This window comes from Ruegeria sp. CE12, from assembly GCF_056537525.1.
Genome location: NZ_JBQFRS010000002.1, coordinates 257,075 through 271,362 on the forward strand (window position 1 = coordinate 257,075; position 14,288 = coordinate 271,362).

A 14,288-nucleotide genomic window follows, 5' to 3' on the forward strand; every position below is an offset into this window, starting at 1 on the left:
GACATGGCGCTATACAGCTGAATACAACGCCTGGGGGCAGGAATGAGCGACGTCGACAGTTTTATTGATGAGGTCACCGAAGAGGTGCGCCGCGACCGGCTCTATCTGCTTTTGCGCCGTTGGGGCTGGGTTGGCGTAACTGCGGTTGTTCTGATCGTAGGCGGTGCGGCGTTCAATGAATACCGTAAAGCGCGTGATACAGGCAGGGCCGAGGCTCTGGGAGATTCGATTCTGTCTGCTCTTGCCGAAAACGGTTCGGCTGAACGGGCCGCGAAACTGGAAAGTGTGGAAACCCAGTCTGTAGGTGGTGATGCTATCCTGAACATGCTGCTGGCTGCCGCACAGGTTGATACGGGTTCTGAGCAGGATGCCATCGCAAATCTGAACAGCATTGCCGTTCAGGGCGAATTGCCACAGATCTATCGCGATATGGCGGCATTCAAAGCATTGCTGTTGCAGGGAGAAAGCCTGCCTGCTGCCGATCGCCGACTGCAATTCGAGGCGCTGGCGGCACCTGGGGCCCCGTTGCGCTTGCTGGCCGAGGAACAGTTGGCGCTGATCGACGTGGCCGAAGGAAACACTCAGGCAGCTGTGGACCGACTACAGGCGTTGCGACAGGACGCTGAGGCAGGTGTGGACATTCAACAACGGGCCACGAACCTGATCGTGGCGCTGGGCGGAGAGCCGGAACCGTTGGTAGCTCAGCAAGGTTGAGCTTTGGCAGCGGTTTAACGGAATAGACAGGCGAGTTCGGAACTTCATGGAAATAAGATTTTTCTCCCGCTTTGGTTTGTCGGTGGCAACGGTCGCATTGACGGCGCTGAGCGCCTGTCAGGAACCTGAGATTATTCTGCCCGGTGAACGCGAAGACATTCGCCCTGCTGCGGATACCGAAACTGTTGAGACCCGTGGTTCAAAGCCGATCAGCTTGCCTGCCCAGAGCCGGAACGCAAACTGGTCTCAAAGCCCGGGCACATCTGCATTCCGTACCACAAATGCCGCGCTCAGCAGCGCTCCTCGACCGATCTGGTCGACCTCGATCGGCAATGGCGATTCTCGCAAACAGCGAATTACGGCCGAGCCGGTTGTCGCCGGAGGATTGATCTATACCCTCGACTCAGGTGCAACCGTATCGGCAGTGTCACCTCAGGGGCAGGTGGTTTGGAGCACCAACCTCATTCCGCCAACAGATGGTGATTCCGACGCCACGGGCGGTGGAATGGCTTATTCCAATGGTGTGCTCTATATCTCATCCGGCTATGGACGTCTGACCGCGCTGGACGCCAAAACAGGTGCCAAGCGTTGGCAAAAACGTCTGAATGCGACAGGCAGCGGGTCACCTCTGGTCAGTGATGGTTTGTTGTATCTGGTCGCAGGGGATGAAACCGGTTGGACCATAAACACCAAGGACGGTCGTATTGCCTGGCAAATTGAGGGTACTCCAAGCGTAGGGAATGTGCTGGGGGCGCCAGCACCTGTCATCGCTTCGGATCTGGCTGTGTTTGCATTCGGTTCGGGTGATATCGCTGCGACCTTCCGTCGGGGTGGGATCAGACGCTGGAATGCTTCGGTAGCCGGAGGGCGCCGCGGTCGCGCTGCTGCGCAGATCTTTGACGTTACAGGTGGGCCCATGGTTGTGGGTGATACGATCTATATCGGTAACCATTCCGGACGGACGGTGGCGTTTGACGCGAACACTGGCGAGCGTAACTGGACAGCAGATGAAGGGGCAGTCGATACAGTCTGGCCTGCTGGAAACAGCATCTTTCTGATCAGTGACCGGAGCCAGTTGATCCGATTGAACGCAGCGGATGGGTCGGTCGTTTGGGCCAAGGACCTTCCGGGCTTTGTCAAAGACAAGCCGGGTCGTCGCGGCGCGATCTACGCACATTATGGTCCGATCCTGGCTGGTAACCGCATCGTAATTGCTTCGAATGACGGATATCTGCGGTTCTATAGTCCTACGGACGGCACTCTGGTTCATCAGGCTGAAATCCCCGGTGGTGCAACCACAGCGCCGGTTGTGGCTGGCCAAACGCTGTATGTCGTATCCACCAAGGGACAACTGCACGCTTTCCGTTGACGAAAAGATGCGCTAAAGGGCGCGTCTGAGTCTTGAAAGTTGAGTATCATGTCGCTGACCCTCGCCATAGTGGGGCGCCCGAATGTGGGCAAATCCACCCTGTTCAACCGCCTCGTGGGCAAACGTCTGGCTTTGGTCGACGACCAGCCCGGCGTAACGCGTGACCTGCGCGAAGGCGAAGGGCGTCTGGGTGATCTGCGTTTTACCGTAATCGATACCGCGGGTCTTGAAGACGCGACCGATGACAGCCTTCAGGGACGTATGCGGCGCCTGACCGAGCGCGCAGTCGATATGGCTGATGTCTGCCTGTTCATGATTGATGCACGCACAGGGCTGACGCCGACGGATGAGATGTTTGCCGATATTCTGCGCAAGCGTTCGAAACACGTCATTCTGGCGGCCAACAAAGCCGAAGGCTCAGCCGCTGACGCAGGCGTGCTGGAGGCCTATAATCTGGGTCTGGGTGAGCCTGTTCGTCTGTCGGGTGAGCATGGCGAGGGCATGACAGACCTATACGCGCAGCTGATGCCTATCGCGGACGCGATGGAAGAGCAGCATGTTGAGGATACCCCGCAAACCGATATCGAGCTGGATGAGGAAGGAGAGGGCGAAACACCTCTCATCACCGATGCGAAGCCTCTGCAAGTGGCTGTGGTCGGTCGTCCCAATGCCGGCAAGTCGACGCTGATCAACAAGATCATTGGTGAAGATCGTCTACTGACCGGGCCCGAGGCCGGAATTACCCGCGATGCGATCAGCCTGCGCATTGATTGGGCCGATCCGGATGGCGACAGCACTCCGATGCGTATCTTTGATACAGCGGGCATGCGCAAAAAGGCGAAGGTTCAGGAAAAGCTTGAAAAGCTGTCGGTCTCAGACGGCCTGCGTGCGGTCAAGTTTGCTGAAGTGGTCGTGGTCCTGCTCGACGCGGCTATTCCGTTTGAGCAGCAAGACCTGCGTATCGCTGATCTGGCCGAGCGTGAAGGTCGGGCGGTCGTCGTTGCCGTCAACAAGTGGGACATCGAAGAGGACAAGCAGGAAAAGCTGCGTGATCTGAAACAGTCCTTCGAACGTCTGCTGCCACAGCTACGCGGAGCACCACTGATTACAGTGTCTGCAAAAACGGGCCGTGGTCTGGAACGGTTGCGTGCAGCAATCCTGCGTGCCCATGATGTCTGGAACCGTCGCGTGCCAACCGCCGCCTTGAATCGCTGGCTGACAGCAATGCTTGAACAGCACCCGCCTCCTGCGCCGCAGGGACGCCGGATCAAGTTGCGCTATATGACACAGGCAAAAACACGCCCGCCAGGTTTTGTTGTCATGTGCTCGCACCCAGACAAGATGCCGGACAGCTATTCGAGGTATCTGGTCAATGGCCTGCGTGAAGATTTTGACATGCCGGGTACGCCCATTCGGCTAACCCTGCGCGGCCAGGGCGATAAGAACCCCTACAAGGGTCGGCGGAAGAAAAACGCCGGTGCATTGGCCAAACATCTCAAGGGCAGGGCGTAACTGCGCCAATTTTCAGCATTTTTGACCGAAGGGCGTGACAGGCCCTTGGCATCGCGCTAGCATTCATGAGCGTGCATCTGTTTTGGTGCGCGCAGCTTGTTTGCGGACAAACCGCACATAGTTTTGAAAAGGTTATTAATCCGGACCATCGTTGGGAGCGGGCTTGATGGATCTGAGGGAATACACAAGGCAGTACGCGGTACAGGACAACAGGCTGGCCGCGTTTAGCTATTTCGGGACATTTGCAGTCTACTTTGCATCCCTGACATTAGCGATCGTGTATGTAGATCGTTGGTACATTATGGTACCGGCAGGGATCATATTCGCCTTTGCGGCCGTACGCCTGTATGTATTGCAGCACGATTGCGGCCATCACTCACTATTCGAAACACGACAGCAGAATGAATGGGCAGGGCACGGGCTGTCACCATTTACGTTTGCACCGTTCGAGGTCATGAAGCAGAATCACAATCTGCACCACTCGGGGATCGGTAATCTAGAACATCGAGAAACCGGCGAAATCCATACGATGACCCTCCGTGAGTGGGAGGCCGCCGACTGGAAAACCCGCCTGTTCTATCGGCTTTATCGCAATCCGTTCATCCTTGTGCCCGTAGGCGCACTGTTCACCTATTTCATCCGCTACCGCTGGCCAAAGAATACCATGCGTTTTGGGGTCAAAGGCGTATTGCTACACAATCTCTCCATCTTAGTCTTCTTGGGTCTCCTCTACCTGATCGCAGGAACAACCGGCATTCTGGTTTGGCTGGTCTTTTCACTGCTGGGGGGAATGCTGGGAGTGTTCCTTGTCTATTTGCAACATAACTTTGAAGATACGTACTGGGATCGACGCCCAGAGCTTGATCCCAAAATAGCGGCCCTTCACGGATCATCCGCGCTCGATTTCGGTTGGTGGTTTGACAATGCCGTCGCCTGTATCACCTTGCACGACATACACCATTTCAATGCCCGCATTCCTTCATACCGACTGCGCGCATGTCATTACAATCTGCCGCCTGAATACACGCCGCGCAGGATCAAATTCCCCGAGGCTGTAGCGGCGCTTAACCTCAAACTTTGGGACGAGGACAAAAAACGCCTCGTTCCGTTCCCCAAGAAAGGCAAAACGACCGAACTGGTGCATAGCAGTTAGGTACATGTGGGCGATCAGCCACCGGCTGTGACTTGCAGCGATGTATATGCTGTGTATATACGTTTGATCAAGGAGATAGAGAAAGGACCCGGAATGACACCAGTTACCAGCGTAAAGGGCGTAGGAGACGCGCTTGCAAAATCATTGGCCGAAAATGGCTATAAAACCGCCGATGATCTGGCAAAGGCGAACCCGAAAGAACTGGTTAAGGTCCCTCGAATAGGCGCGGCCCGTGCGCCGATCCTGATAGCAGCTGCTAAGGCTGCGGTTTCTTCGAAACCCACTGCAGCAAAAACCACTGCAACTCGGGCACCAGCACGAAAGCCTGCGACCCGCAAGCCTGCCGCGCGTAAAACCGTAGCCAAAAAACCTGCGTCTGCGCCGCCAACCAAAGCAGCAAGCAGAGCTGCGGTGAGAAAGACATCGGCCACGGCTTCAGCTACAGCCAAGAAGGCCGAAGCCGAACGCAAGGCGGCAGAAAAGCGTGCCGCAGCTGAAAAGGCTGCGAAAGAAGCCGCAGCCGCCGAAAAGGCTGCAGCGGAAGCTAAGGCTAAGAAAAAGGCCAAGGCAAAAGCCAAGGCAGAAAAGGCGGCCAAAAAGAAGAAAGAGATGGAAGCCGCAATTTCCAAGGCCAAGGAGAAGGTGAAGGCCAAATCCAAGAAGGACAAAAAGTCAAAAAAGAACGACAAGAAAAAAGACGAAAAGAAAAAAGACGGCAAAAAGAAAGACAGCAAGTCGAAGGATAAGAAAAAGGCGAAGAAGTAATCACTTCTCCGCCTTCGATCCGGAAACCGGCAGCCATTTGGCTGCCGTTTTTTTAAGCCAGTGTTCCATCCAGTTGCAGCGTGAGTTTGCCGCCCAGATAGGGGGCAAGTACATCTGGCAACGTGACTGTGCCGTCTGCATTCTGACCATTCTCCAGGACTGCAATCAGGCAGCGGCCCACAGCAAGGCCCGAGCCGTTCAGCGAATGCACATACTCCGGCTTGCCGCCCCCTTCGGGACGGAAACGCGCATTCATGCGTCGGGCCTGAAAATCGCCGGTGGTCGATACCGAACTGATCTCGCGATAGGCGTTCTGCCCGGGCAACCAGGCCTCGATGTCATAGGTACGGCGTGCGCCGAACCCCATGTCACCCGTGCACAGGACCACCGTGCGGTAGGGGATACCCATCTGCTCCAATAGGTCTTCAGCACAGCGCAACATGCGCTTCTGTTCATCATCCGAATTGTCGGGATGTGTGATCGAGACCATCTCGACCTTTTCAAACTGGTGCTGACGCAACATGCCTGCGGTATCTTTGCCTGCGCTGCCAGCTTCGGACCGGAAACAGGCTGTGTGTGCCGTCATCCGGATGGGCAGGGCGCTTTCGTCCAGGATCTCACCCGACACTGAATAGGTCAGAGTGACCTCGGACGTTGGGATCAGCCACCAGCCGTTTGTGGTCTGGTAACTGTCCTCACCGAATTTCGGCAGCTTGTCTGTTCCGTACATGGCTTCGTCACGCACCAGAACCGGTGTCTGCATTTCTGTCAGACCATTCTTATCGATATGTGTGTCCAGCATGAACTGGGCCAGCGCACGGTGAATGCGTGCCACGCCTTTCGACAGGTTCACAAAGCGACTGCCGCTGGTTTTGGCGGCCGTCTCGAAATCCATCGCCGCAGCAACGGCTGGGATTTCGTAGTGCTCTTTGGGCGCAAAATCGAGCTCACGTGGGGTGCCCCAACGGTTGACTTCAACATTATCGTCTTCGTCTTCGCCTTGCGGAACATCGTCAGCCGGCAGGTTGGCGATGCGGGCCAGTTGGTCGGTGAGCAGCGCGTCCAGATCTTTGGCTTCGGTCTGCATATGTGCGACCTCGGCCTTTTTCTCGGCCACCAGCGCGCGCAGGCGCTCGAACTCGGCTTCATCGCCGCGTCCCTTGGCGGCACCAACTTCTTTGGAAGCTTTGTTTTGCTCGGCCTGGGCTGTTTCTGCTGCCAGAATCTTGGCGCGGCGGCTTTCGTCCAGCCTCAGCAAATCTGACGACACCGGCGCGTCCCCACGGCGCGCAAGAGCGGCGTCGAAGGCGGCTGGGTTTTCGCGAATGGCGCGGATGTCGTGCATATCTCAGATCCTTGATAAGTGAATCACTGCAGCCGCTTATGCACCATCTGACGGGCGGGGTGTAGCACCCGCCGCGCGATTTAGGCTTACTTCTTGGACTCGTCTGAGGATTCGTGCGCCAGATGCCCATCCCAATGCTCGGTTGGGATTTTGGGTTCAGGCGGATCGGCCATGTAAGACGGTGTCATGATCTGCACGTTGTTTTCGTTAAATACAGCAACAATGTTGCGATGCAGATCGGACCTGATCTTTGGGATCGTGCTGCCCCGCGTCGTATATGCATTGACCTGATAGTTGATGGCATAGTCGGCAAGCGCAGTCCAAAGAACGAAGGGCTCGGGCTTGGATTTCAATCCCTTGGTACGCCGCGCTGCCTCAATCAGCATAGCCTCGACCTTTTCAGGCGGCTCTTCGTAGCCGATACCGACGGTGGTGTGCAAAAGCAGGCCGTTACCATCTGTTTTCTTTGAAAAATTGACCACATCAGAGTTCATCAACTGAGCGTTCGGGATCGAGATCAGTTCATTCTTGATAGACTTCAGATGGGTTTCCATCAGTTTGATTTTGACCACATCACCGATGTGATCGCCAATCTGGATGCGATCACCGATTGAGGTCGAGCGACGGTAGATAACGAACAGGCCAGCAAGCATGTTGCTGACGACTGAGTTCGCACCCAGGGACAACATCGCACCGACCAGAATGGTCAGCCCCTGAAACGCCGCGGAATCTGAGCCCGGAATATATGGCACCGCAAAGACCAGAGCGATGAGGATGACCACGACGCGGGCAATGTTGAAAGTCGGGTTAACCCAGTGCTTCTCAAAGTCGCCCATATCAAACGTGCCGGCTTCGACAGCATCAAAGAACACTCGCATGCCTTTAATGATGTACATGGTGACCCACGAGATCAGGGCCAGCATGATCAGGTTCGGGATATAACTGATAATCCCCTTGAAGATCAGCAGGACCGGCTCAGTCAGATAGGTCAGCAGTAGTTGAGCGAAGTACCGAGTTTCCGCAAACGAAAGCAGGACGAATGAAAGGTAGTAATAAAAACCGAGGAAGAAGATGACCAAAAGAACAAAGTTCAGCCCATACCGGATCAGGGCTGCAATGGCCTCTGCCTGAACGTGTTTGGCGGTGGCAGTCTCGACATCCTGCAAATAGCTCTGAACTATTTCCAGAGTACGTCGTCTGATCCGGCGGTGCAGCCAGAGGATGACGACAATGAACAGAATAAATCCAACGGTCCATGCACCGGCTTCGATCGCACCAGACACCCTTGCCTGTTCGGTGCGGTTAGCCCGGTAGGCGACGATTGCCTCGTGTATGGCATCGCCATGCAAAAGGCTGAGGACGCTAAGCTCCATCTGATCCAGCTCGGCATCAGCCTCTGTAACAACTGATACGAAGATCCCATCCGCAAGAATACGTGTACCGAGTTCGGTCTCTTCATAGGTGATTTCGATATCGGTTTTGTCGGAAGACTCAGCGACCTTGATGATCTTGTCTTGAACTCTTTCTGCCCGTTCCGTAGCGGGCAGAGCGCTTGAGCCACGCAAATGGAAGAGCGTATCGCCGTCGACAATTACCGGAGCTTTGAAGACATCGGATTGCTCCTCGCTCAAAGCTGGCGGAGGCGTAGGGGCCTCTTGCGCCCATGTCGGAGACACCAGCACACATACACACAGGGTTGCCATGCAAAGGCGTGCAAATATGCCAAAGGATTGGATTAATTGAATCATTGGCCCTCCTGATACCTAACTATATCTGAGACGGCTAATGTTCCTAGGGCTGAACTGCAGCTTGTAAGCAATTCTTTTTACAGGTGTGGATCTGTCACTGGGGGCTTGTGAACTATCCATGTGGGGGAATGCCTGTTTCAAAGAATAGCCCATGGTAATGCCATTGCTTGCAAACACGCATTTCAATGAATAGGTTCCCGCCAAATTTGCGGTACATGACCGCAAGACCAAAACAAAGGAATATCCCATGGAAGGTGGCGCAATCGCCCAGTTTCTCCCGCTGATCCTGATCTTCGCGATCATGTATTTCCTGCTGATCCGTCCGCAGCAGAAGAAGATGAAGGAACATCAGGCCATGGTCGAAGCCGTGCGCCGGGGCGATCAGGTTGTCACCCAGGGTGGCCTGATTGGCAAAGTCTCCAAGGTCAAGGAAGGCGACAACGAGATCGAAGTCGAAATCGCCGAGGGTGTGAAGGTTCGCGTGGTCAAGTCGACCATTGCGCAGGTTCTGAACAAAACCGAACCAGCGAAATAAGAGCGCTCCACAACCTTCTGAAAAGGCAGGGTAATGCTGCAAATTGATACCTGGAAGCGGGTTCTGATCTGGTCGGTCTGTGTGATCGGCCTGCTCATGGCCCTGCCGAATGCGTTCTATACGCGTGTCGAACAATCGAACGATGCAAAAGCCGAGATCGAGCTTGGCATCGATACTCCCGAACTACAGGCCGAGGCGGCGCAATGGCCGAATTGGTTGCCGTCTTCGCTAGTCAATCTGGGCCTTGACCTGAGGGGTGGTGCACATCTTCTGGCCGAAGTTCAGGTCGAAGATGTCTACGAAGCTCGGATGGAAGCGATGTGGCCCGAAGTCCGCGAAGCATTGCGGGATGAACGGGCAACCGTCGGTACGATCCGTAAGCAACCTTCTGCTCCTGATGAGATTCGCGTTCGTATCAGTCAGCCCGAGGGTATCACCCGGGCGCTTGAAGTTGTTCGCGGTCTGGCGCGTCCAATTCAAACCCTGACAGGTGTTGGGGCCAACGATATCGAGGTCAGCAGCCAGGGCGATACGATCATTGTTCAACTGTCCGAGGCCGAAAAGCTGGCTTCGAACGACAGAACTGTTCGGCAGGCTCTGGAGATCATCCGTCGCCGTATTGATGAGGTCGGTACACGCGAACCGACGATTCAGCGGCAAGGAACAGATCGTATTCTGATTCAGGTGCCAGGTATCGGCAGTGCATCTGAGTTGAAAGAGATCATTGGCACCACGGCCCAGTTGACCTTCAATCCGGTTGTCAGGCGTGGATCCGACCCGGATGCTGTTCCGGGGATTGGTGAGGAAATTGTACCCTCCATCGATGAAGATGGGGTGTATTACACAATCGAGTCTGCTCCGGTTGTGACCGGTGAAGAACTCGTGGATGCACAGCCTTCGTTTGACCAGAACGGGCGCCCGGCGGTCAGCTTCCGCTTTAACACATCAGGTGCCCGCAAGTTCGGTGACTATACGCTTGAAAACATTGGCGCACCCTTTGCCATTGTTCTGGATGACGAGGTAATTTCCGCTCCTGTGATCCAGAGCCATATCCCGGGCGGGTCTGGCATCATCACCGGTAACTTCACCGTTGAAGAAAGTACCAATCTGGCGGTTCTGCTGCGAGCAGGTGCATTGCCGGCCGGTCTGGAATTCCTCGAAGAACGCACCATCGGTCCGGAGCTGGGTCAGGACAGCATTGACGCGGGCAAGGTCGCTACAATCGTAGCATTTGTCGCGGTGCTGGTCTTCATGGCGCTCAGCTACGGTTTGTTTGGTCTCTTTGCCAATGTCGCGCTGATCATCAACGTGGGGCTTATCTTCGGCCTACTGTCGCTGATCGGGGCGACGCTGACCCTGCCGGGGATCGCGGGGATTGTTCTGACGGTTGGTATGGCCGTTGACGCCAACGTGCTGATTTTCGAACGTATCCGGGAAGAACTCAAATCAGCCAAAGGGCCTGCCCGAGCAATTGAGCTAGGCTATGAAAAGGCGCTGTCGGCCATTCTGGACGCCAACGTAACGACGTTCATCACGGCTGTAATCCTGTTTGCGATGGGTAGCGGCCCGGTTCGCGGCTTTGCCATCACTCTGGGCCTCGGCATTCTGACCTCGGTCTTCACCGCGATCTTCGTGACGCGTCTGATGATCGTCATCTGGTTCGAACGCCGCCGTCCGAAAATGATCGAGGTTTGATATGCGACTGAGACTTGTTCCCAAGGAAACCTCGTTCGATTTCTTCAGCCGCTGGAAAATCTGGCTGGGTATTTCGGGCCTGATGATGGTTGTGGCTTTTACCTCGTTCATGCTGCAGGGCCTGAACTTTGGTATCGATTTCCGCGGTGGTACGACAATCCGTACCCAAAGCGCGCAGGAGATCGATGTAGGCGCTTATCGTGATGCGATCGCTCCGTTGGAGCTGGGTGATGTTTCGATCACCGAGATCTTTGATCCGACATTCGGGCCGGACGAAAACGTAGCCATGATCCGCATTCAGGCTCAGGATGATGCCGAAGCGGTGACCGCAGCAACAATTACGGCTGTAGAAGAGGCACTCACCGGTGCCGCGCCTGACATTGAATTCGTGTCAGTTGAATCTGTTGGCCCCAAAGTATCTGGCGAATTGATCCAAACGGCGGTCATAGCGGTAGTGCTCGCGATTGGAGCGGTTCTTATCTACATCTGGCTTCGGTTCGAATGGCAGTTTGCGCTCGGCGCCGTTGCTGCGCTGGTGCACGATGTGATCCTGACCATTGGTATCTTTTCGGAACTGCAAATCCGGTTTGATCTGGCGATCATCGCCGCGCTCTTGACCATCGTTGGTTACTCGCTGAACGATACCGTGGTCGTATTCGACCGTGTTCGTGAGAACCTGCGCAAGTACAAGAAGAAGGACCTGAAAGAGGTTCTGAACCTGTCCATTAACGAGACCCTCAGCCGGACGGTCATGACCTCGGTTACGACCCTGCTGGCGCTGATCTCGCTTTATGTTCTGGGCGGTGACGTGATCCGCGGGTTCGTCTTTGCGATGATCTGGGGTGTTATCGTGGGTACTTACTCATCCATCTTTGTGGCCTCGACCATCCTGTTGTGGCTGGGGGTCAAGCGCGATTGGACCAAGCCTTCGAACACTGCGGGCAATCAGTTTGCCAACATAGATGCCTGAGGGTTTGCAAGCTGCCCTGGCTCTGCCGGGTATCGGATGGTTGATTTTCACCATAGGAGCCGCGGGTCTTGTCCGCGGCTTCACCGGTTTTGGCACAGCCATGATATTCGTGCCGATCGGAACTCAGTTCCTGCCGGCAACAGATGTCGTGTTTCTGATGGCTGCGACTGGTATTGTCTCAACCCTCGCGCTGGCTCCGCAGGCGTGGAAGGAATGCGACAAGTCCGAAGTCGGGACACTTGCTCTGGCTGCTGCTGTGACGGTGCCACTTGGATTGTGGGTGATGGTACAAGTCGATGCGCTGGTCTTGCGCTGGATCGCATGCACGGTGGTTGGGTTAACCTTGCTTGCGGTGGCAACTGGCTGGCGTTGGAATGGACGATTGGGGCTGCCGGGGCGGCTTGCCATCGGCAGCAGTGCGGGCGCAGTCGGTGGAATGACTGGTCTGACTGGACCGGTTGTGATCGTCTTCTATCTGGCAAGCTCGACCAATGTTCGCAAGGTACGTGCGAATACGATTATCTTTCTGGCTCTGCTGGATATCGTCATCGTCACGAATATCATGATCGGCGGCCTCGCGGATACATCCGCGCTTTGGGTGGTTCTGTTGCTGAGTGTGCCTTATGTAATAACCACACTCATCGGTAAGGCGCTGTTTGATCCATCGCTGGAGAAGCTTTACCGGGTGGCGGCTTACTCCGTGATCGCGCTCGCGGTTATAACTGGCCTGCCGATCTTCGACTGAAGGGGTTTTGGAATGCGACTCAATCAGGTGACTTTTACGGATGCCAAGCCTGTTGATGGCTATGGTCCGGGCTTCTTTCGTATCGGCGGTGAGGTTTTTGAGGGCGCGGTGCTAACCGGGCCAACTGGAACAAAGGCGTGGGGGCAGTACACTGATGTTCAGCCGCTGCTTGATCTTTCAAAAGAAGTAGATGTTCTGTTCATTGGCACCGGCAAAGAGATGGCGCATATCCCCGGTGATTTGCGGTCGACCCTCGAAGCCGCAGGGATTGGCGTCGAGGTCATGAACTCGCCAGCCGCCTGTCGAACCTACAATGTGCTGCTCTCGGAAGGGCGTCGTATCGCTCTGGCCTTGATCCCGGTCTGATTGTTCGGACAAGGCGCGGGCTAGTACCTGCGGCAAATCCCTCCTTTTGCCCTTCACGACAATGAGATAAGCGAAGGCAATGACACTGACCGTTACCGATCTGTCGATTGCCCGAGGGGGCATTCCTGTGCTCGAAGGGTTGAGCTTTGTGCTGAAACCGGGCCGGGCACTGATCCTGCGTGGACCAAACGGGATCGGAAAAACCACTTTGTTGCGAACTTTGGCTGGCTTGCAGCCATCGTTATCGGGCCGCATTGAGGGTGCCGAAGATCAGATTGCCTATGCGTCGCACTCAGACGGTTTGAAACCAACGCTGACAGTGACTGAAAATCTCGATTTCTGGGCGTCGGTTTTCGGGACAAAGGATATTCAACCTGCGCTGGACGCTTTCAAACTGAACGATCTGTCCGACCGTCACGCCGGTAACTTGTCCGCCGGTCAGAAACGGCGACTAGGCCTCGCCAGAATGCTGGTCACCGGGCGTCCGATCTGGATGCTGGATGAGCCGACAGTGTCATTGGACCGCGAGGCCGTGGCCCTGTTCGCCGACACGGTTCGCACACATCTGGGGCAGGGCGGGTCAGCACTGATCGCTACCCATATTGACCTCGGTCTGGAGGGAGAAGTTTTGGACGTCGGCGCCAACAAGGCTAAGCCCAAACCGATCGAAGACTTTGACGGAGGTTTCCTGTGATCGCCTTGTTGTTGCGTGATCTGAAGCTTGCATTCCGTGCCGGCGGAGGGTTTGGGCTGGGTCTGGCCTTTTTCCTGATCGTGACTGTCCTAGTGCCATTTTCCGTTGGCCCGCAATCTTCGCTGCTGTCTACCATTGCGCCGGGTGTGTTGTGGCTGGGTGCGCTTCTGGCGTGCTTGCTGTCACTGGATCGGCTTCTGGCACTGGATTGGGAGGACGGATCTTTGGATCTGTTGGCAACGGCTCCCTTGCCGCTGGAGGGCGTAGTAACCGTCAAAGCGCTGGCACATTGGATCACCACGGGTCTGCCTTTGGTATTGGCCGCACCTGTGCTGGGTGTGCTGCTGAATCTTCCGGTTCCGGGGTATCTCTGGCTTGTTATCTCGCTGCTGATCGGCACACCGGCCCTGAGTGTTATAGGGACATTTGGTGCGGCTTTGACCGTGGGGCTTAAACGCGGTGGTTTACTGCTCTCGCTGCTGGTCCTGCCTTTGTATGTCCCGACACTGATATTTGGGGCAGAAGTAGCACGACGTGGAGCCATAGGTATGGAGACACAAACCCCGCTGCTGATGCTGGCTGGGATCACCGCAGCCACCGTGGCGCTATTGCCGTTTGCCAGCGCTGCCGTACTGCGTATCAATCTTAGGTGACAGTGGGGAACATTGATTGATGTC

The 14,288-nt window shown here is 55.6% G+C and carries 14 protein-coding genes; 12 read left to right on the top strand and 2 right to left on the bottom strand.

The features are described from left to right. Positions 1–42: 42 nt before the first annotated feature. From ACR0IO_RS06080 to ACR0IO_RS06100, 5 genes are all read left to right on the top strand, one after another. Positions 43–714 (top strand): hypothetical protein, encoded by a 672-nt coding sequence (locus tag ACR0IO_RS06080; RefSeq protein WP_480740131.1) that lies wholly within the window; start codon positions 43–45, stop codon positions 712–714. Positions 715–760: 46 nt separating this feature from the next. Beyond that, positions 761–2,083, top strand: a complete 1,323-nt coding sequence (locus ACR0IO_RS06085; RefSeq protein ID WP_480740132.1) for a PQQ-like beta-propeller repeat protein — start codon at positions 761–763, stop codon at positions 2,081–2,083. 48 nt (positions 2,084–2,131) lie between these two features. Continuing rightward, positions 2,132–3,595, top strand: coding sequence for a ribosome biogenesis GTPase Der (gene der, locus ACR0IO_RS06090; RefSeq protein WP_480740134.1), 1,464 nt, complete (start codon positions 2,132–2,134; stop codon positions 3,593–3,595). 166 nt (positions 3,596–3,761) lie between these two features. Then, positions 3,762–4,748: a fatty acid desaturase gene (locus ACR0IO_RS06095; protein WP_480740135.1), complete on the top strand. Its 987-nt coding sequence runs from the start codon at positions 3,762–3,764 to the stop codon at positions 4,746–4,748. A gap of 93 nt (positions 4,749–4,841) precedes the next feature. Beyond that, positions 4,842–5,513 carry a helix-hairpin-helix domain-containing protein gene (locus ACR0IO_RS06100; RefSeq protein WP_480740137.1) on the top strand — a complete coding sequence of 224 codons (672 nt, stop codon included), beginning with the start codon at positions 4,842–4,844 and terminating at the stop codon, positions 5,511–5,513. Between the two features lie 52 nt (positions 5,514–5,565). On the opposite strand, the gene serS is transcribed toward ACR0IO_RS06100, so the two are convergent. Together serS and ACR0IO_RS06110 are read right to left on the bottom strand one after the other, a co-directional pair. Then, positions 5,566–6,858, bottom strand: a complete 1,293-nt coding sequence (gene serS / locus ACR0IO_RS06105; RefSeq protein WP_480740139.1) for a serine--tRNA ligase — start codon at positions 6,856–6,858, stop codon at positions 5,566–5,568. A gap of 86 nt (positions 6,859–6,944) precedes the next feature. Continuing rightward, positions 6,945–8,606, bottom strand: a complete 1,662-nt coding sequence (locus ACR0IO_RS06110; RefSeq protein WP_480740141.1) for a mechanosensitive ion channel family protein — start codon at positions 8,604–8,606, stop codon at positions 6,945–6,947. Between the two features lie 247 nt (positions 8,607–8,853). On the opposite strand from ACR0IO_RS06110, the gene yajC reads away from it, so the two are divergent. The 7 genes from yajC to ccmB all read left to right on the top strand — a co-directional run bounded on the left by yajC (position 8,854) and on the right by ccmB (position 14,264). Further along, complete coding sequence (gene yajC / locus ACR0IO_RS06115; RefSeq protein ID WP_155151194.1) at positions 8,854–9,141, top strand: preprotein translocase subunit YajC; 288 nt, start codon at positions 8,854–8,856, stop codon at positions 9,139–9,141. Positions 9,142–9,174: 33 nt separating this feature from the next. Beyond that, a complete protein-coding gene (gene secD / locus ACR0IO_RS06120; RefSeq protein WP_155151191.1) occupies positions 9,175–10,836 on the top strand; it encodes a protein translocase subunit SecD in 1,662 nt (553 codons plus the stop codon). A 1-nt stretch (position 10,837) separates the two neighbouring features. Beyond that, complete coding sequence (secF, locus tag ACR0IO_RS06125; RefSeq protein WP_155151188.1) at positions 10,838–11,806, top strand: protein translocase subunit SecF; 969 nt, start codon at positions 10,838–10,840, stop codon at positions 11,804–11,806. Then, positions 11,799–12,551 carry a TSUP family transporter gene (locus ACR0IO_RS06130; RefSeq protein WP_480740145.1) on the top strand — a complete coding sequence of 251 codons (753 nt, stop codon included), beginning with the start codon at positions 11,799–11,801 and terminating at the stop codon, positions 12,549–12,551. Before secF ends, ACR0IO_RS06130 begins: the two co-directional genes overlap by 8 nt. 12 nt (positions 12,552–12,563) lie before the next feature. After that, positions 12,564–12,917, top strand: a complete 354-nt coding sequence (locus ACR0IO_RS06135) for an Mth938-like domain-containing protein (protein WP_480740147.1) — start codon at positions 12,564–12,566, stop codon at positions 12,915–12,917. 79 nt (positions 12,918–12,996) lie between these two features. Beyond that, on the top strand, positions 12,997–13,611 hold the full coding sequence (gene ccmA / locus ACR0IO_RS06140) for a heme ABC exporter ATP-binding protein CcmA (RefSeq protein WP_170331033.1): 615 nt from the start codon (positions 12,997–12,999) through the stop codon (positions 13,609–13,611). After that, on the top strand, positions 13,608–14,264 hold the full coding sequence (gene ccmB / locus ACR0IO_RS06145; RefSeq protein WP_480740148.1) for a heme exporter protein CcmB: 657 nt from the start codon (positions 13,608–13,610) through the stop codon (positions 14,262–14,264). Before ccmA ends, ccmB begins: the two co-directional genes overlap by 4 nt. The last annotated feature ends 24 nt before the right edge of the window (positions 14,265–14,288 follow it).